Annotated in this window: 18 protein-coding genes; 10 read left to right on the top strand and 8 right to left on the bottom strand. The window is 63.2% G+C overall.

The window, feature by feature from the left end; all coding sequences use genetic code 11:
• Nucleotides 1–40 precede the first annotated feature (40 nt).
• The 3 genes from eno to DT070_RS14140 all read left to right on the top strand — a co-directional run bounded on the left by eno (nucleotide 41) and on the right by DT070_RS14140 (nucleotide 2,181).
• Entirely contained in the window at nucleotides 41–1,324 is a 1,284-nt protein-coding gene (eno, locus tag DT070_RS14150; RefSeq protein WP_122955979.1) for a phosphopyruvate hydratase, read from the top strand.
• Between the two features lie 116 nt (nucleotides 1,325–1,440).
• Nucleotides 1,441–1,716, top strand: a complete 276-nt coding sequence (locus tag DT070_RS14145) for a septum formation initiator family protein (RefSeq protein WP_122955978.1) — start codon at nucleotides 1,441–1,443, stop codon at nucleotides 1,714–1,716.
• Nucleotides 1,717–1,725: 9 nt separating this feature from the next.
• On the top strand, nucleotides 1,726–2,181 hold the full coding sequence (locus DT070_RS14140) for a hypothetical protein (protein ID WP_122955977.1): 456 nt from the start codon (nucleotides 1,726–1,728) through the stop codon (nucleotides 2,179–2,181).
• A 29-nt stretch (nucleotides 2,182–2,210) separates the two neighbouring features.
• Here the strand turns inward: DT070_RS14140 and DT070_RS14135 are convergent, their stop codons facing one another.
• Both DT070_RS14135 and DT070_RS14130 read right to left on the bottom strand, forming a co-directional pair.
• Nucleotides 2,211–3,179 (bottom strand): Hsp33 family molecular chaperone HslO, encoded by a 969-nt coding sequence (locus DT070_RS14135; RefSeq protein WP_122955976.1) that lies wholly within the window; start codon nucleotides 3,177–3,179, stop codon nucleotides 2,211–2,213.
• 75 nt (nucleotides 3,180–3,254) lie between these two features.
• Nucleotides 3,255–3,779 carry a gamma carbonic anhydrase family protein gene (locus DT070_RS14130; RefSeq protein WP_122955975.1) on the bottom strand — a complete coding sequence of 175 codons (525 nt, stop codon included), beginning with the start codon at nucleotides 3,777–3,779 and terminating at the stop codon, nucleotides 3,255–3,257.
• Between the two features lie 149 nt (nucleotides 3,780–3,928).
• On the opposite strand from DT070_RS14130, the gene DT070_RS14125 reads away from it, so the two are divergent.
• A complete protein-coding gene (locus DT070_RS14125) occupies nucleotides 3,929–4,744 on the top strand; it encodes a ferritin-like domain-containing protein (protein WP_122955974.1) in 816 nt (271 codons plus the stop codon).
• Between the two features lie 89 nt (nucleotides 4,745–4,833).
• Entirely contained in the window at nucleotides 4,834–6,120 is a 1,287-nt protein-coding gene (locus tag DT070_RS14120; RefSeq protein ID WP_194965917.1) for a class I SAM-dependent methyltransferase, read from the top strand.
• 215 nt (nucleotides 6,121–6,335) lie between these two features.
• Here the strand turns inward: DT070_RS14120 and xerD are convergent, their stop codons facing one another.
• Both xerD and DT070_RS14110 read right to left on the bottom strand, forming a co-directional pair.
• Nucleotides 6,336–7,238: a site-specific tyrosine recombinase XerD gene (gene xerD, locus DT070_RS14115; RefSeq protein WP_122955973.1), complete on the bottom strand. Its 903-nt coding sequence runs from the start codon at nucleotides 7,236–7,238 to the stop codon at nucleotides 6,336–6,338.
• A gap of 92 nt (nucleotides 7,239–7,330) precedes the next feature.
• Entirely contained in the window at nucleotides 7,331–8,311 is a 981-nt protein-coding gene (locus tag DT070_RS14110) for a tripartite tricarboxylate transporter substrate binding protein BugE (protein ID WP_122955972.1), read from the bottom strand.
• Nucleotides 8,312–8,426: 115 nt separating this feature from the next.
• Here DT070_RS14110 and DT070_RS14105 point away from each other — a divergent pair, with 115 nt between their 5' ends.
• The gene (locus DT070_RS14105; RefSeq protein WP_122955971.1) at nucleotides 8,427–9,332 is read left to right on the top strand and encodes an AEC family transporter; all 906 of its coding nucleotides are present in this window, start codon (nucleotides 8,427–8,429) and stop codon (nucleotides 9,330–9,332) included.
• Between the two features lie 291 nt (nucleotides 9,333–9,623).
• Here DT070_RS14105 and DT070_RS14100 read toward each other — a convergent pair whose 3' ends face one another.
• Both DT070_RS14100 and queG read right to left on the bottom strand, forming a co-directional pair.
• Nucleotides 9,624–9,977: a hypothetical protein gene (locus DT070_RS14100; RefSeq protein WP_122955970.1), complete on the bottom strand. Its 354-nt coding sequence runs from the start codon at nucleotides 9,975–9,977 to the stop codon at nucleotides 9,624–9,626.
• A 116-nt stretch (nucleotides 9,978–10,093) separates the two neighbouring features.
• A complete protein-coding gene (gene queG, locus DT070_RS14095) occupies nucleotides 10,094–11,167 on the bottom strand; it encodes a tRNA epoxyqueuosine(34) reductase QueG (RefSeq protein WP_164483811.1) in 1,074 nt (357 codons plus the stop codon).
• Between the two features lie 15 nt (nucleotides 11,168–11,182).
• Here queG and tsaE point away from each other — a divergent pair, with 15 nt between their 5' ends.
• The 4 genes from tsaE to DT070_RS14075 all read left to right on the top strand — a co-directional run bounded on the left by tsaE (nucleotide 11,183) and on the right by DT070_RS14075 (nucleotide 13,859).
• Nucleotides 11,183–11,671: a tRNA (adenosine(37)-N6)-threonylcarbamoyltransferase complex ATPase subunit type 1 TsaE gene (tsaE, locus tag DT070_RS14090; RefSeq protein WP_164483763.1), complete on the top strand. Its 489-nt coding sequence runs from the start codon at nucleotides 11,183–11,185 to the stop codon at nucleotides 11,669–11,671.
• Complete coding sequence (locus DT070_RS14085) at nucleotides 11,668–13,059, top strand: N-acetylmuramoyl-L-alanine amidase (protein ID WP_122955968.1); 1,392 nt, start codon at nucleotides 11,668–11,670, stop codon at nucleotides 13,057–13,059. The genes tsaE and DT070_RS14085 overlap by 4 nt, the downstream gene beginning before the upstream one ends.
• Nucleotides 13,060–13,273: 214 nt before the next feature.
• Nucleotides 13,274–13,489 carry a glycine zipper 2TM domain-containing protein gene (locus tag DT070_RS14080; protein WP_122955967.1) on the top strand — a complete coding sequence of 72 codons (216 nt, stop codon included), beginning with the start codon at nucleotides 13,274–13,276 and terminating at the stop codon, nucleotides 13,487–13,489.
• 151 nt (nucleotides 13,490–13,640) lie between these two features.
• The gene (locus DT070_RS14075; RefSeq protein ID WP_122955966.1) at nucleotides 13,641–13,859 is read left to right on the top strand and encodes a glycine zipper 2TM domain-containing protein; all 219 of its coding nucleotides are present in this window, start codon (nucleotides 13,641–13,643) and stop codon (nucleotides 13,857–13,859) included.
• On the opposite strand, the gene DT070_RS14070 is transcribed toward DT070_RS14075, so the two are convergent.
• Nucleotides 13,860–14,354, bottom strand: coding sequence for an aromatic-ring-hydroxylating dioxygenase subunit beta (locus DT070_RS14070; protein WP_122955965.1), 495 nt, complete (start codon nucleotides 14,352–14,354; stop codon nucleotides 13,860–13,862).
• Nucleotides 14,351–15,685 (bottom strand): aromatic ring-hydroxylating dioxygenase subunit alpha, encoded by a 1,335-nt coding sequence (locus DT070_RS14065; RefSeq protein ID WP_122955964.1) that lies wholly within the window; start codon nucleotides 15,683–15,685, stop codon nucleotides 14,351–14,353. The genes DT070_RS14070 and DT070_RS14065 overlap by 4 nt, the downstream gene beginning before the upstream one ends.
• Between the last annotated feature and the right edge of the window lie 36 nt (nucleotides 15,686–15,721).

Genomic DNA, 15,721 nt, shown 5'->3' with positions numbered 1-15,721 from the left:
TTTAGTTTTAGTTTTATCTTCTGATTTTGAAAGAACCTAAATGAGTGCAATTGTTGATATCGTCGGCCGCGAAATTCTCGACAGCCGTGGCAACCCTACCGTTGAATGCGACGTGCTGCTGGAGTCAGGCGTCATGGGCCGCGCAGCGGTCCCGTCCGGTGCATCCACCGGCTCGCGTGAAGCCATTGAACTGCGCGACGGCGACAAGTCGCGCTACCTCGGCAAGGGCGTGCTCAAGGCCGTCGAGCACATCAACACCGAAATCTCCGAGGCCGTACTCGGCCTGGACGCCAGCGAGCAGGCCTTCCTGGACCGCACGCTGATCGACCTGGACGGCACCGACAACAAATCCCGCCTGGGCGCCAATGCCACGCTGGCCGTCAGCATGGCCGTGGCACGTGCGGCGGCTGAAGAAGCCGGCCTGCCCCTGTACCGTTATTTCGGCGGCAGCGGCGCCATGCAAATGCCCGTGCCCATGATGAACGTGGTCAACGGCGGCGCGCACGCCAACAACAACCTGGACCTGCAGGAGCTGATGATCATCCCGGTCGGCGCACCGAGCTTTCGCGAAGCCGTGCGTTACGGCGCTGAAGTTTTTCACGCGCTCAAGAAAATCCTGCACGACAAGGGCATGAGCGTGGCCGTCGGCGACGAAGGCGGCTTTGCCCCCAACGTGACCAACCACGAAGCCGCCATCCAGATGATCCTGGAAGCCATCGACGCCGCGGGTTATGTCGCAGGCGAGCAAATCGCCCTGGGCCTGGATTGCGCCGCGTCGGAGTTCTACAAGGACGGCAAATACGTCCTGGGCGCGGAAGGCCTGAGCCTGGACGCCACCGAATGGACCAACATCCTGGCGACCTGGGTCGACAAATACCCCATCATCAGCATCGAAGACGGCATGGCCGAAGGCGACTGGGACGGCTGGAAAATCCTCACCGAGCGCCTGGGCAAAAAAGTGCAGCTGGTCGGCGACGACCTGTTTGTCACCAACACCAGGATCCTCAAGGAAGGCATCGACAAGCAGATCGCCAACTCCATCCTGATCAAGATCAACCAGATCGGCACCCTGACCGAGACCTTTGCCGCCATCGAGATGGCCAAGCGCGCCGGCTACACCGCCGTCATCAGCCACCGTTCGGGTGAAACCGAAGACTCCACGATTGCCGACATCGCCGTGGGCACCAACGCGGGCCAGATCAAGACCGGCTCGCTCTCGCGCTCGGACCGCATGGCCAAGTACAACCAGCTGCTGCGCATCGAAGAAGACCTGGGTGACATCGCGTCCTACCCAGGCCGCGATGCTTTTTACAACCTGAAGTAAATGGCCCCCACGCTCGTCGCTTCGCGTACTTCGCTGCCCCCCGAGGGGGCGCGTTTTTTCTTGAGGCGGCCCGGCGAAAAAACCTTGTCCTTTAACCATCACTTTCAAGCATAGGCATGGGAAACCGCCTCGTCCCCGCCATCCTGATTGCGCTGCTGGCGATATTCCACGCGCAGCTCTGGGTTGGCCGGGGCAGTATTCCCAGCGTGCGCGAAATGCAGCACCGGCTGACTGAGCAGCTCGCCAAAAACACGCAGGCCCAGGCCGCCAACGACCAGCTCGCGGCCGAAGTCAGGGACCTGAAGGAAGGCCTGGAGATGGTGGAAGAAAAGGCCCGCACCGAGCTGGGCATGGTCAAGCCCAATGAAATCTTCGTGCAGATCACCAAATAGGCGCTTGTGATGAAGATCGCCATCGCGGGCGCTCCGTCTTCCGGAAAAAGCCCGCTCGCCGCCGCATTGGGGCATGCCCTGCAGATGTCGGGGCGCCAGGCTGAGGTGACGGTGGCAACACCTCCTTTTGCGCCCGACCTGGCCCGCCATGACCTGGTGCTGCTCACAGGCCTTGAGGCCGCTCCGCGGGCCGCCGCGGCCCAGTTGGACGCCGACCAGGCCATTCGCGCAGCCTTCGCATCGGCCGGCATTCCCTATCGTGTGATGTATGGCACCGCGGACCAGCGCCTGGCGCAGGCGCTGGACGCGGTGAATCCGCCCTTACCCGACCTGCGACGTGCCAGTGCGGCCCGCCGCGGCGGCAAGGGCGCCTGGACCTGGGTGTGCGACAAATGCAGCGACCCGGTCTGCGAACACCGCCTGCTCAGCGACCTGCTGGCACAGCGCAACAGCGCTGCGGCCTGACGGAACGCTGCTTCGTCCCAGGCGCAGGGCTACTGCACCGTCGAAGTCGGCGGCTGCTGACGGGTCTGGCTGGTAAAAAGCTGGGCGGCATCGACCGGGTCGAAGTCGTACTGCGCACCGCAGAACTCGCAGCCCACCGCCACCTTGCCACGCTCCGAAATAATGCTTTCGATCTCACCCGTGCCCAGGCTGCGCAGCATGCTGCCCACGCGCTCGCGTGAGCAACTGCAGGCAAAGCTCGGCCTCAAGGGCTCAAACCGCGTGACCTGCTCTTCCCAGAACAGGCGGCGCAAAATCGTGTCGGCATCCAGCGTCAGCAGCTCTTCCCGCTTGAGCGTGCCGGCCAACATGGCGATTCGTTTGTAGTCTTCGTTCACGCCGATCTGGTCTTCATTGGCGTCGCGGTCGATCGTGCCCTCCAGGTTGCCCTGGCCCTTGACCGGCAGGCGCTGGATCAAGAGGCCCGCCGCTACATTGCCGTCGGCGGCCAGGATCAGCTTGGTGTCCAGCTGTTCGCTCTGCAACATGTAGTGCTCCAGCACTTCCGCCAGGTTTTCGATTTTTTCGTGGTGGTCGCCAAACAGCGGCACCACGCCCTGGTACGCCTGCTGCCCCGGCAGCTTGTCTTTGGGGTCCAGTGTGATGGCGCATCGGCCCTGGTTGCTCACATTGACGAGCTGGCTGAGGGTACTGCCCGGGTCCACCGTGCCGGTGACGGTGGCCGTGGCACGCAGGGTCAGGTCGGGCTGCACCTCGGCCACGGCCAGCTTGACCGGGCCGTCGCCGAAGATTTGCAGGATCAGCGCGCCGTTGAACTTGATGTTGCTTTGCATCAGCGCGCCCGCAGCCGTCATTTCGCCCAGCAAGTGCATGACCTCGACCGGGTAGCCGCCGCCGGCCTGCCGGCGTTTGAGGATTTCCTGCCAGGAGTCCGTCAGGCGCACGAGCATGCCGCGCACAGGCAGCCCGTCAAAGATGAATTTATGCAGTTCGGACATTGAGCCCCCTGACTGGGATGGGAGCACTGGCGCCAGCGCTCTGTATGTACTTGTTTTGTTGGGTCATTTTGGGTTTCAGGCGATCTTCTTGAGCCCGGTCTTATAACGGCCGGCATTCTCAATATAGTGCTTCGCGATCGTTTTTAAACCCTCGATCTGCTCGGGGGACAGCTGCCTCACCGCCTTGGCCGGGCTGCCGATGATCAATGAGCCGTCGGGAAATTCCTTGCCTTCGGTGACCACCGAGCCCGCACCGACCAGGCAGTTCTTGCCGATCTTCGCGTGATTGAGCACCACCGCCTGGATGCCGATCAGCGAGCCGTCGCCGATGGTGCAGCCGTGCAGCATGACCTGGTGGCCGACGGTGACGTCTTCACCCAGGGTGAGCGGCACGCCCATGTCGGCATGCAGCACGCTGTTGTCCTGCACATTGGTGCCACGGCCCACGGTAATGGTTTCGGTGTCGCCACGGATCACCACGCCAAACCAGACGCTGCAGTCCTCGCCAAGCCGCACATCGCCGATGACCTGGGCGTTGTCGGCCACCCAGGCGGATGCGGGAACGGCGGGGGTCAGCTTGTCCAGTTGGTAAATAGCCATGATTTGTTGTTTGGGTTTAAGGGAGGGGAGGAAGGCGGGGCGGGTCCATGAAGGACAAAGGCCTTGAAGCCCCGATTGTAAGGAGCGCCCTGCCCCGTGTCTGCCCGTACAGGCGTGAGCCCCGCCCCGCTATCGCCGACAATTCCTCCATGACGACGACACCGCCTCCAGCCGAACTGCGCCAGCAAGCGTTGCAGGCGTTGCTGCAGGCCGATTCAGGGCAAAAAGTGCTTCTAGCCCAGGCACTGTATAGGCAAGCAGCTACCATTTTGATAGCAACCGACCTGCCGCTCCAGGCGCCGGCCGGCCTGCCCGGCTGCCCGCAGAAGCCCGAGCTGCGCTCCCACCTCGACGTGCCCAAGCGCTCCCCCTTCACCCATGAAGGCCTGGCCGCCCTGCTCCACGCGGTAACGCACATCGAATTCAACGCCATCAACCTGGCCCTGGACGCCATCTGGCGCTTTCCCGGCATGCCGCGCGCCTACTACCTCGACTGGCTGCAGGTGGCTGCCGAGGAGGCCCACCACTTCAGCCTGCTGCGCGCCCACCTGCAATCCATGGGCTACGACTACGGCGACTTCCCGGCCCACACCGGACTCTGGGACATGACCGCCAAAACCGGGGGCGACGTGCTGGCGCGCATGGCGCTGGTGCCCCGCACGCTGGAGGCCCGCGGTCTGGACGCCACCCCGCCCATGCAAGCCAAACTGCGCAAAGTCGGCACGCCCGAGGCGCTGGCGGCCGTGGCCATCCTGGACATCATCCTGCGCGACGAAATCGGCCATGTCGCCATCGGCAACCACTGGTACCGCCACCTGTGCGCCCAGCGCGGGCTGGACCCGGTGGCGACCTACCCGGTGCTGGCCCGGCAGTACGGGGCGCCCCGCCTGAAGGGCCCGCTGAACCTGGATGCCCGGCGCCTGGCGGGTTTTGACGAGGCCGAATTGGCCTTCCTGAATTCCTAGTCCACGACGGGGCGTTCTCCTACATTCAACGCCGGCAGGGTTTTTGGAACCTCGCTAGACTGCAAAACCACCTGAAAAGGAGTTTGCGCATGATCAGGCACCTCGTTCCAGACATCCCGCCGCAACTGCCGCGCCTGCCCGCGGACATCGCCCTTCAGCTGCCACAAGGCCAGCGTCTGGGCTCGGCCAACGCACCCGTCAAGCTGGCGTTTTCCCATTGGTCCAGCATCGCCCGCCTCAAGGCCGGCCAGATCGGCGCGCTGGCGGAGGAATACGTCGAAGGCAAGCTCCAGCTCGAAGGCGCCATGCGCGACGTGATGCGCGCCGTCACCAAGCTGCTGCCGGGCAACCCGGTGCACAGCGACACCGGCTGGTGGTCCGGACTGCTGCACCGCGCCAAATCGCTGGCCGCCCATACCCACGCGCGCGACGCGGCGCAGATCCAGTTTCACTACGACGTTTCAGACGCCTTCTATGCCCTGTGGCTGGATCCGCGGCGGGTTTATTCTTGCGCCTACTACAGCGACAACGCCATGACGCTGGCCCAGGCGCAGGAGGCCAAGCTGGACCACATCTGCCGCAAGCTGATGCTCAAGCCCGGTGAGCGCTTTCTCGACATCGGCGCCGGCTGGGGTGGCCTGCTGCTGTGGGCCGCAGAACATTACGGCGTTGACGCCACCGGCATCACGCTGTCAAAAAACCAGCATGCCCATGTGAATCGCCTGATTGAAGAAAAAGGCCTGGGCGGACGCGTACGCATGGAGCTGCGCGACTACCGCGACCTGCCGGAAGAACAGCCCTTCGACAAGGTGTCTTCCGTCGGCATGTTCGAGCACGTGGGCCACGCCAACATGACCGCCTACTTCCAGAAAATCATGCGCCTGCTGGCGCCGGGCGGCCTGGTGATGAACCACGGCATCACCGCCGGCGGCCTGGAGAATCGCCAGCTCGGCGCCGGCATGGGCGACTTCATCGAAAAGTACATCTTCCCCGGCGGGGAACTGATGCACGTGAGCGCGGTGCTTGAGCACATGTCGCGCGCAGGCCTGGAGATGGTGGACACCGAAAACCTGCGCCCCCACTATGCGCGCACGCTGTGGAACTGGTCGGATGCGCTGGAGGCGAAGCTCGAAGACGCACGTCGGGTGCTGGCTGCGGATGGCGGAACCGAGCGCGCCGAAAAAACGCTGCGTGCCTACCGCCTCTACCTGGCGGGCAGCGCCATGAGCTTTGAGCAGGGCTGGATCTCACTGCATCAAATGCTGGCGGCGCGGCCTTCGGGCGATGTGCACAACACGGCCGTTACCGGCGCACAGTCCAGCTATCCCTTCACCAGAAAATATATGTACACCCCCGTCCAGGCTCACTCCGTGTAGCCTGTTCCCCCCTTGCAGGGGGCGATGCCTGCGGCCTGGCCAAGCTGGTTCCGCGGCACCTGCTGGTGAGATACCCCCGGATAGTTACGCCTGAACTCTTCTCCGTTCGGGCTGCGGAATCGAAGCCTCTCCCTCTAGCACGCCGGCCCTTCGATACCTCAGGGCGAACGGAGAGAAGAGTTCCAATACCAGCACAGTGGACAACTGTGACGGCCTCATCCTCTCGGGTGATGTTGTGCATGCAAGGCTTTGAGCCGCTCACGCGCCACATGGGTGTAAATCGTGGTGGTGGAAATGTCCGCATGCCCCAGCAGCATTTGCACTGCGCGCAGATCAGCCCCGTGGTTGAGCAAATGCGTGGCAAACGCATGGCGCAAGGTATGGGGTGACAGCGGCGAGTGAATACCCGCCAGCTGCGCATACTTTTTCACCAGCATCCAGAACATCACACGGCTCATGCCTTTGCCGTGGCCGGTGACAAACAGGTCGTCGGTCTGCTGGCCGCCCAGGATGGCCTGGCGGGCGTCGGCAATGTATCTCACGATCCATTCCCGCGCGACCTGGCCGAAAGGCACCAGCCGCTCCTTGCTGCCTTTGCCCATGACGCGCAGCACACCTTCATTGAGGCTGACGTGAAAGGTTTTGAGCCCCACCAGCTCGCTCACGCGCAGGCCGCTGGCGTACAGCACCTCCAGCATGGCGCGGTCGCGCAGGCCCAGCGGCGTGTCGACATCGGGCGCATCCAGCAGGGACTCGACCTGCGCTTCGCTCATGGTCTTGGGCACGCGCAGCGCCTGTTTGGCCGACTGGAGCTTGAGCGTCGGGTCGGCCGTGATGAAACGCTCGCGCAGCGCCCAGCGGAAGTAGCGTTTGAAGACCGTCAGGCGCCGGTTGGCCGATGTCGCCTTGGTCGCCGCGTGCCGCGCTGAAAAGTAATTGTTGAGGTCGGCCTCGGCCGTCTCGTCGAGCTTGCGCCCGCCCTGCTCTTTGGCTGCCAGCCAGACGGCGTACAGCGAAAGGTCGCGGCGGTAAGCCGTCAGCGTGTTTTTCGACAGGCCGTCTTCCAGCCATAAGGCGTCGATAAACCCATCAATGCTGGACTGGCTTTCTGCATGCATGGGGTGACCATAACAAAAAAGCCGCCGGGCATTCAAATGCGCGGCGGCCCGTGAAATGGTGAGCCGGATTGGACCGGCCCCGAACCCAGAGATCAGTCCAGCTTGAGCTTGGCCGAATCCACGACCTTTTTGTAGACGTCAAATTCAGCCTTGATCTGCGCTGTGAACTGCTCGGGCGTATTGGCGATGATCAGCGAACCCGTGTCTTCGATGCGCTTGCGAATGGCCGGATCTTCCAGCGACTTCTTCACGCCGGCGCTGACCTTGTCGACCACTTCCTTGGGCAGGTTCTTGGGGCCGATGATGCCGTAGTAGGCCATGCGGTTCACCGGCTCCAGGCCGACTTCCTTGAAGGTCGGCACATCCGGCAGCACGGCCAGGCGCTGGGGCGCCGCCACCACGATGGGGATCAGGCGCTTTTGCTGGATGAAAGGCAAGGCCGACGGCAGGTTGTCAAAAATCATCGGGATCTGGCCGGCGACCGTGTCGTTCAATGCCGGTCCTGCGCCGCGGTACGGGATGTGCGTCACGAAAGTGCCCGACATGCTCTTGAAAAGCTCCATCTGCAGGTGGCCGATGCCGCCGGTGCCCGACGACGAGTAGGAATACTTGCCGGGGTTCTTCTTCAGCTCGGCCACAAACTCCTTGTAGTTGCGGGCCGGAAAGCTCGGGTGCACCGCGATGATGTTCGGCGTGGCGGCGATGTTGATGATGGGCGTGAAGTCCGTCAGCGTGTTGTACGGGATCTTGGGGTTGATGGCCGGGTTGGCCGCGGTGGTGGACACCGTGGCCACGCCCAGCGTATAGCCGTCGGGAACGGTGCGCGCGATTTCCAGCGCACCGACCACACCACCGCCACCGGCCTTGTTCTCGACGATGACGCTCTGGCCAAGGGCTTTGCCCAAAGGCTCTGCAATCACGCGGGCCACGATGTCGGTCGTGCCGCCCGGCGCGAAAGGCACCTGCAGCTTGACCACCTTGTTGGGGTATCCCTGCGCCAGAACAGGGCCTGCAACGGTACCCAGCGCAAGCGCAGACACCACAGAGCAGGCAAAGAGATAACGTCGTTTCATAGTCAGGTCCTTCAGATAGAGAAAACAGCAGGAATGGTAAGCGCAAGAGTCATGCCCGCGGGTTGTGGATTACGCATAAGGGCAAACCCGGAGGGATTACGGTTATTCTCGGCGGGTGAATTACGCGCAGCTTCTTTTCCCCGATTTTTCCCTGATCGTTTGCGGCTATCTCGTCTGCCGCTACACCGCCCTCAACCGCACGGTCTGGGAGCAGGTAGAGAGCCTGGTTTATTACTTCCTGTTTCCAGTCCTGCTCTTTCACTCCATTGTGAAAAGCCCCTTGGACCTGGGCGCCACCTCCAGCCTGATCAGCGCCGGTGTGTTGATGGGCGTGGCCGGCATTGCCATGGCCTACAGCCTGCCGCACCTGCCCTGGCTGCGCCGCCACATCGATACGCGTGAACACGCCGCCGCCGCGCAGGTGGCCTTTCGCTTCAACTCCTTTATCGGCCTGGCCATCGCCGACCGGCTGGCCGGCGCACAGGGCCTGCAGCTGATCGCGGTGCTGATCGGCGTCTGCGTGCCGCTCTTCAACGTCGCGGCGGTGTGGCCCATGGCCCGCCACGCCCAGCGCGGCTTCATGGGAGAGCTGCTGCGCAACCCGCTGATCCTGGCCACCGCCACCGGCCTCGCCGCCAACCTGCTGGGTTTCACCCTGCCCGTCTGGCTCGAGCCCACCGTCACCCGCATAGGCGCCGCCTCCCTGGCACTGGGCCTGATGGCCGCAGGCGCCGGCATGCAGTTCGCCCACCTGACACAAGCCAAGACCTTGGCCGTTGCCGTTCTCTCGATACGGCACTTGCTGACACCCCTGGTGGCGATGGGTCTGGCCAAAGTGTTTGGACTTTCCGTCACACAGACCACCATCCTCCTCGCCTTCTCGGCACTGCCCACCGCCTCCAGCGCCTACGTGCTGGCCGCGCGCATGGGCTACAACGGCGGCTATGTGGCGGGTTTGGTCACGCTTTCCACGATGCTGGGCGTGGTCAGCTTGCCGTTTGCGCTGGGCATCCTGCGCTAGGCCAAGCCCGCGGATCTTCGGCTGTCCGGTATTCGATTCCCGATCCCGCCCCCGATTGCCCCTTCTGGATGCGCCGAGGAGCGGAGGACCAGACGGATCAGGGCAAAAACTTGTTTGAGCCGAAGGCGAGTTGTTTTTGACCCCGTCTGGGCCGAGCACCGCAGGTTGCCCGCAGCGAAGCGAAGGGACGCAGCCAGCAGGGTCGCCTTTTCTTTGGTGACTTTCTTTTGGCGAAGCAAAAGAAAGTTACTTGCCGCCGGGCAACCCCCGGCCAGCAAGCGTCAGCAGATATCAAGAGGCGTTTTTCCTTGCGATGTACTCATCCATGCGACTCAACAAGCGCCACCACTCCGACCCATCCTCCCGATAAACCCGAATCGCCCCCGCCCGCACCAGAATCCTGCGCAACTCCTCCTCGTCAAACCCGCCCAAATGAGATTGCAGGGTTTCAAACGAGCGGTCGGTGTAGCCCTTGTGGTTAAGAAAGTGGCGCGCCGTTTCTTCGGCCATGAACTCCGTCTTGTGCTGCTCATGCGCCAGCGCCAGCTGGTGCCGGTGCTGCTGGCGGTTCAAAAAGTAAGTGATGCTTCCGCCGACGGCGGCGCCGAACAGCGACGCCAGGGCGCCTGAAATCGTTGGGTCCATGCGAGTCTTCCTTTCATGCGCAAGGCACAGTGCGAGTCAATAACGTGTCAATGCCAAATCAAATTTACAGCCGGTTGCTATCAATTCAGTAGCTACATCCCTATACACCGCCTGAGCTAGAGGCCGTTTTTATCATCAAACTGGCCCAGCGCCCAGTTCACGTGTTCCGCGACCAATTCGCCCGAGCCCGCCGCCCGCGCCTGCAAGGCCGCCCGCACAGGCAAGCTGTGCGCCTCATCCAGCACGCGCAGCGCGTTGCCCATCGCCACGGCGATGTTGCGCAGCCAACGCTCATGGCCGATGCGCCGGATCGGGCTGCCTTCGGTGAAGCGCAAAAACTCGTCCTCCGTCCAGGCGAACAAGGTCGCCAGCTGCTGGCCTGTCAGGCCCTGGCGCTCATCAAAATCCGGCAGCGCGCTGCGCTGGGCAAATTTGTTCCAGGGGCAGATGAGCTGGCAGTCGTCGCAGCCGTAGATGCGGTTGCCGATCAGCGGCCGCAGCTCCAGCGGGATGGCGCCCGCATGCTCGATGGTCAGGTAGGAGATGCAGCGCCGCGCATCGAGTTTGTGTGGCGCGATGATGGCGCGCGTGGGACATACGTCGATGCAGGACTGACAGGTGCCGCAGTGCGGCGTCACCGGCTCGCTGGGCGGCAGGGCGATGTCGACATAGATCTCGCCCAGGAAAAACATGGAGCCGGCTTCGCGGTTGAGCAGCAGCGTGTGTTTGCCGCGCCAGCCCTGGCCGCTGCGCGCCGCCAGCTCGGCCTCCAGCACCGGGGCCGAGTCCGTGAACGCGCGGTGGCCCATTTCCCCCACGTGTTCAGAGATGCGCTCGCTGAGTTTTTGCAGGCGGCTGCGCAGTATCTTGTGATAGTCGCGGCCGCGCGCATAGACCGACACGATGCCTTCGTCGGGCCGTTCCAGGCGGCTGAACTCCATGGCCTGCCATTCACCCGGCGCCGCGGCTGTCGAGGCCGGCAGGTAGTCCATGCGGGCGGTGATGACGCTCACGGTGCCCGGAATCAACTCGGCCGGCCGGGCGCGTTTGAGGCCGTGCGCGGCCATGTAATGCATGTCGCCATGAAAGCCCGCCGCCACCCAGGCCGATAATCCAGGCTCAGCCGACGATAAATCAACGCCGGCAATGCCAATTTGCGAAAATCCAAGCTCGCGCGCCCAAGTTTGAATTTGAGAAACGAATTGATGACTGCTCAAAGAGTTGCTGGCGGACACCCGCTGATTGTAAAAAACATTGCCTGGCCCGACGAAGCGGCCACGGCAGCGTTCGCGCAGGCGCTGGCCAGGCGCCCGGCCACCGGCCGCGCGCTGATCGAATTGAAGGGCGACCTGGGCGCGGGCAAAACCACCTTTGTGCGCCATTTGCTGAAAAGCCTGGGCGTTGAAGGCCGCATCAAGAGCCCCACCTACGCGGTGGTCGAACCCTACACGCTTCCCGGCATGAACATCTGGCACTTTGACTTCTACCGCTTCAACGACCCACGTGAGTGGGAAGAAGCCGGGCTGCGCGACATCTTTGCCAGCACCGGCCTCAAGCTGGTCGAATGGCCGGAAAAGGCCGGCCCACACCTGCCGCAACCGGACCTGCTGCTGCACCTGGAAGTCCTGCCGGACGACACCCGCGCCGTCACCCTCACAGCCCACACGCCCACAGGCGCGGAACTGCTCGCATGAAGCGGCAGGCCCTTACGACCCTGACCCGCCGCAATGCCCTGCAACTGGGCAGCGTGGTGCTGCTGCTGGGCGTGCAGCACATCGCACGCGGCGCCACCATCGTGGCGGTGCGCGTCTGGCCGTCCAAGGATTACACCCGGCTCACCATCGAGTCCGACGGCGAGATCAAGGCGCGCCAGTTTTTCGTCGCCGAGCCGCCGCGGCTGGCCGTCGACATTGAAGGCATAGACCTCATCCCCGCGCTGCGCGAGCTGGTGGCCAAGGTGAAGTCCGACGACCCCAATATCTCGGGCATACGCGTCGGGCAAAACGCGCCCGGCGTGGTGCGGCTGGTGATAGACCTCAAGCAACCCATCCTGCCGCAGGTCTTTACCCTGCCCCCGGTCGCGGCCTACCAGTACCGGCTGGTGTTTGACCTTTACCCGACACAGGTGGCCGACCCGCTGGAAGCGCTGATCGCCGAGAAGCTGGCGGACAAGCAGGCCGGCGCTTCTTCGTCCCCCTCTCCCACGACCGGCAGCGACCCCATTGCCGACCTGATTGCAAAACAGTCCGGCAAGCAGGAAGGCAGCAAACCGCCGCCGGCAGCCGTTGCAGAAAAAGACAAGGACAAAACCCCGGGCCCGGGCGGCGCCAGGCCATCACCCGAAGCGGCCCTGATCGCCAGGAACAAGACCGACCGCCTCGTCATCGTGGCGCTGGACCCGGGCCACGGCGGTGAAGACCCGGGCGCCGTCGGCCCTGGCGGCACGCGCGAAAAAGACGTGGTGCTGCAAATCGCCCACCGCCTGCGCGACCGCATCAACTCGCAACCCAATATGCGCGCCTACCTCACACGCGACGCCGACTTTTTTGTGCCGCTGCACGTGCGCGTGCAGAAGGCGCGCCGCGTGCAGGCCGACCTCTTCATCAGCATCCACGCCGACGCTTTCTTCACCGCCCGGCCGCAAGGCGCCAGCATATTTGCGCTCAGTGAAAAGGGCGCGTCCAGCAGCGCCGCACGCTGGATCGCCGACAAGGAAAACTCGGCCGACCTTGTAGGCGGCATCAACGTCAAGGCCAAGGATGCGCAGGTGCAAAAAGCCCTGCTGGACATGAGCACCACCGCGCAGATCAACGACAGCCTGAAGCTGGGCAGCGCCATGCTGGGCGAGATAGGCAATGTCGGCAAGCTGCACAAACCCAAGGTTGAGCAGGCCGGCTTCGCGGTCTTGAAAGCGCCGGACATTCCCAGCGTGCTGGTGGAAACCGCTTTCATCAGCAACCCCGACGAAGAAGCCAAGCTGCGCAGCGACGAGTACCAGACCCAACTGGCCGACGCACTGATGCGCGGCATCTCGCGCTACTTCGCCAAAAACCCGCCGCTGGCCCGCAACCGCACGGTGTAGACAACGGCGCACCGGGTGCGAATCACCGCAGGCCGCCAGACCGCCTGAGCGCCGGGATTACCACTTAAGACTGCAGCGGGCCGACAGTCTGCGGCGACCTTCTCCTACAGCCCTGGAACGGCTGCCCACCTACATTGAGGTCACAGGCAGGGCCGGGACTTCACAGTGAATGTCATCAGCAGGAGCCTGAAACTCTTAGCAAAGGTAAACAACCATGAACACGAAACTTATCCTGTCGACAGCAGCAGCAGCGGCACTCATCGGCCTCGGCGGTTGCAGCACAAGCCCGACGAATGCACAAATCGGCACCGGCGTTGGCGCAGTGGCCGGCGGCCTGGTGGGCAATGCCGTCTTGGGCGGCACGCTCGGCACCGTGGGCGGTGCAGCAGCCGGCGCCCTGATCGGTAATGAAGTCGGCAAAAAACGCTGAGCTTCGGTAAAAAAAGGTAAGTAGCTTCGCAGAGTGGTTCCAACCACTCTGCGAACCCGTTTCACACTGTTCCGCCCGCTTAAGATCCGCCGGTCAGTCACAACATCAACAACCAGTGGCTTCACCATGAAGTCCGCAACCGGTAAACCCAATGATTTCAAAATTTTCGATGACAGCTGCGGCCTGTGTTCTTGCTCTTGCCACCATGACGGGTTGCGCCAGCCACCCGACCAACGCCCAGATCGGCACCGCTGCAGGCGCTGTGGTAGGCGGTGTCGCTGGTAACGTGCTGCTCGGCGGTCCGCTTGCCACCATTGGCGGTGCGGCAGCCGGTGCGCTCATCGGCAATGAGGTCGGCAAGAAAAGATAATCAGACGGGATAAATCAGCGAGTTGAGGATCATCTCGCTGTCATACACACAAAGACGGCTCCTGAATTTCAGGAGGCCGTCTTTTTTAATGAGCTCGTCGATATAGCGGCCTACGTTGTAGACCTCGCTCACGCTGCCCGGTTTGGTGCGAAAGACTGCGTAGTTGGCTTCGGCCTTGATGACCTCACCTTCTTGCGACACAACACGCGCCGCACCGATGATGTGGCGCATGTAATAAGGCCCGTGATAGATCGTCTGCGTGACGCCGTAGACCCGGTCTTTCATCATGCCGCGGCTTTCCAGCGCCATCAGCGCCAGCGGCAGCCCCCGGTCAAAGTTCTCGCGGGCCTGCACCTTGTAGCGGCCGTCTTCCACAAAAAAATCCGGCCACGCTTCAAACCGCTTTTCGTCCAGCGCCGCCGCGTATGCCGCGTTGAGCTGGTCGACCTCTTGCTGCAGCAGCAGGCGCTGCAGTCCTTGCTCGCTTGTTGTCATAAGCCCATGACCTTCTTCCAGTAGGCATACATGCTGCGGATGAGAGTCTCGGTGACCATGTGTTCGGTCATCTCGGTGCCGGTTCCGCCCAGCTCACACAAGGTAGAGCCACTGTCGCCCGCCTGCGCAAAACCGGCCTGGCTGAATTCGATCACCTCGCCGTCATCGGCACTGACAAAACCCGCCGGGCCGAACAGGTTGGCCTGGCGCAGGCGGCGCTGCGTCATCTCGGGCGTGTCGTCGGCAAAGCCGAAGTGCGTCCAGATGAAATCAAACTCGCCCTGGCCGCGCGGCACGATGTGGCGGGTGCTCAGCGAGTTGACCTGCTGCTGGATGATCAGGCTGGGGAACAGCGTGATCATGGTGACGGTGGGCATGATGTCGCTGCCCGGATTGGAAGGGTCAGGCACTTTCCACCAGGGCTCGGGCACCACGTCCAGCAGGCGGTCGTCGTGCAGGGCCATGTTGGCCTTGAAGGACGTCACGCCCTCGGTGACTGCGGCGTTCTGCCCGCCCTCGTTGCGGCGCGAAATCATCACGGCATGGCGGCCATCTTCGTCCATCACCATGCGGCTTTTCTGGTCGGCGCGCCACAGGCCGAAGGTGACGAACCAGGTGTGCAGCAGGCCGGGGTGATATGGGTCCTTGATGTTTTCCATCATCAGCTTCCAGTTGCCCGGAATGCGCTGGCGGTTGTAGCCCAGCAAGGTGAGTTTGCGTGCGCCTTCCGGGCCTTTGAAGATGCGGTTGAGCCAGGGCATGACTTGCGGGCCCAGGTAGTCCTCGAGCGGCTCGGTGTCTTCGCTGAAGGTGGCAAACACCAGGCCGTGCAGCACCGCCACACGCAGCTTGGTCAGGCCGTGGTCCTTCAGGTCAAAGCCTTCCGGCATGCCGCCGTTGACGCAATCGGCCTCTTTGACGCCGTCCTTGAAGGGCAGGCCCGCCAGGTCGCCGTTGAGCTTGTAGGTCCACTGGTGGTAGGGGCAGACAAAACTGCGGGCATTGCCCTGCGGGTTCTGGCAAAAGCGCACACCGCGGTGGGCGCAGCGGTTTTCCACCACGCGTATGCCGTGGTCGGTGGCGCGGTCTTTGGGTGCGATGCGGTCGCGCACCATCAGCACCTGGCGCTCGCCCACATGGGTGAGCCGGTAATCGCCCACGTTGGGGATCTCGGCTTCCAGCCCGACATAACACCAGTGCGCGCCGTAAAAGATTTTCTCCAGCTCGCGCTGGTAAAGCTGCGCATCGGTGTAGGCCCAGAAAGGGACACGGCTGGAGCCGGGCTGCGTCCAGCGGGAGAGTTCGGTGCTTGAAAGGGGCGGCGCGTTCATGGGACCTCGCACAGGAATGAGGGTGCAGGATAAATA

This window comes from Polaromonas sp. SP1, from assembly GCF_003711205.1.
Taxonomy (GTDB): Bacteria; Pseudomonadota; Gammaproteobacteria; order Burkholderiales; family Burkholderiaceae_C; genus Polaromonas.
This window is presented reverse-complemented; position numbering and strand designations above follow the sequence as displayed.

What these genes read in the sequence shown, in the direction of transcription:
- eno (WP_122955979.1), top strand. Translation starts at nt 41, where the DNA reads ATGAGTGCAATTGTTGATATCGTCGGCCGCGAAATTCTCGACAGCCGT.
- DT070_RS14145 (WP_122955978.1), top strand. Translation starts at nt 1,441, where the DNA reads ATGGGAAACCGCCTCGTCCCCGCCATCCTGATTGCGCTGCTGGCGATA.
- DT070_RS14140 (WP_122955977.1), top strand. Translation starts at nt 1,726, where the DNA reads ATGAAGATCGCCATCGCGGGCGCTCCGTCTTCCGGAAAAAGCCCGCTC.
- DT070_RS14135 (WP_122955976.1), bottom strand. Translation starts at nt 3,179, where the DNA reads ATGTCCGAACTGCATAAATTCATCTTTGACGGGCTGCCTGTGCGCGGC.
- DT070_RS14130 (WP_122955975.1), bottom strand. Translation starts at nt 3,779, where the DNA reads ATGGCTATTTACCAACTGGACAAGCTGACCCCCGCCGTTCCCGCATCC.
- DT070_RS14125 (WP_122955974.1), top strand. Translation starts at nt 3,929, where the DNA reads ATGACGACGACACCGCCTCCAGCCGAACTGCGCCAGCAAGCGTTGCAG.
- DT070_RS14120 (WP_194965917.1), top strand. Translation starts at nt 4,834, where the DNA reads ATGATCAGGCACCTCGTTCCAGACATCCCGCCGCAACTGCCGCGCCTG.
- xerD (WP_122955973.1), bottom strand. Translation starts at nt 7,238, where the DNA reads ATGCATGCAGAAAGCCAGTCCAGCATTGATGGGTTTATCGACGCCTTA.
- DT070_RS14110 (WP_122955972.1), bottom strand. Translation starts at nt 8,311, where the DNA reads ATGAAACGACGTTATCTCTTTGCCTGCTCTGTGGTGTCTGCGCTTGCG.
- DT070_RS14100 (WP_122955970.1), bottom strand. Translation starts at nt 9,977, where the DNA reads ATGGACCCAACGATTTCAGGCGCCCTGGCGTCGCTGTTCGGCGCCGCC.
- tsaE (WP_164483763.1), top strand. Translation starts at nt 11,183, where the DNA reads ATGACTGCTCAAAGAGTTGCTGGCGGACACCCGCTGATTGTAAAAAAC.
- DT070_RS14085 (WP_122955968.1), top strand. Translation starts at nt 11,668, where the DNA reads ATGAAGCGGCAGGCCCTTACGACCCTGACCCGCCGCAATGCCCTGCAA.
- DT070_RS14080 (WP_122955967.1), top strand. Translation starts at nt 13,274, where the DNA reads ATGAACACGAAACTTATCCTGTCGACAGCAGCAGCAGCGGCACTCATC.
- DT070_RS14075 (WP_122955966.1), top strand. Translation starts at nt 13,641, where the DNA reads ATGATTTCAAAATTTTCGATGACAGCTGCGGCCTGTGTTCTTGCTCTT.
- DT070_RS14070 (WP_122955965.1), bottom strand. Translation starts at nt 14,354, where the DNA reads ATGACAACAAGCGAGCAAGGACTGCAGCGCCTGCTGCTGCAGCAAGAG.
- DT070_RS14065 (WP_122955964.1), bottom strand. Translation starts at nt 15,685, where the DNA reads ATGAACGCGCCGCCCCTTTCAAGCACCGAACTCTCCCGCTGGACGCAG.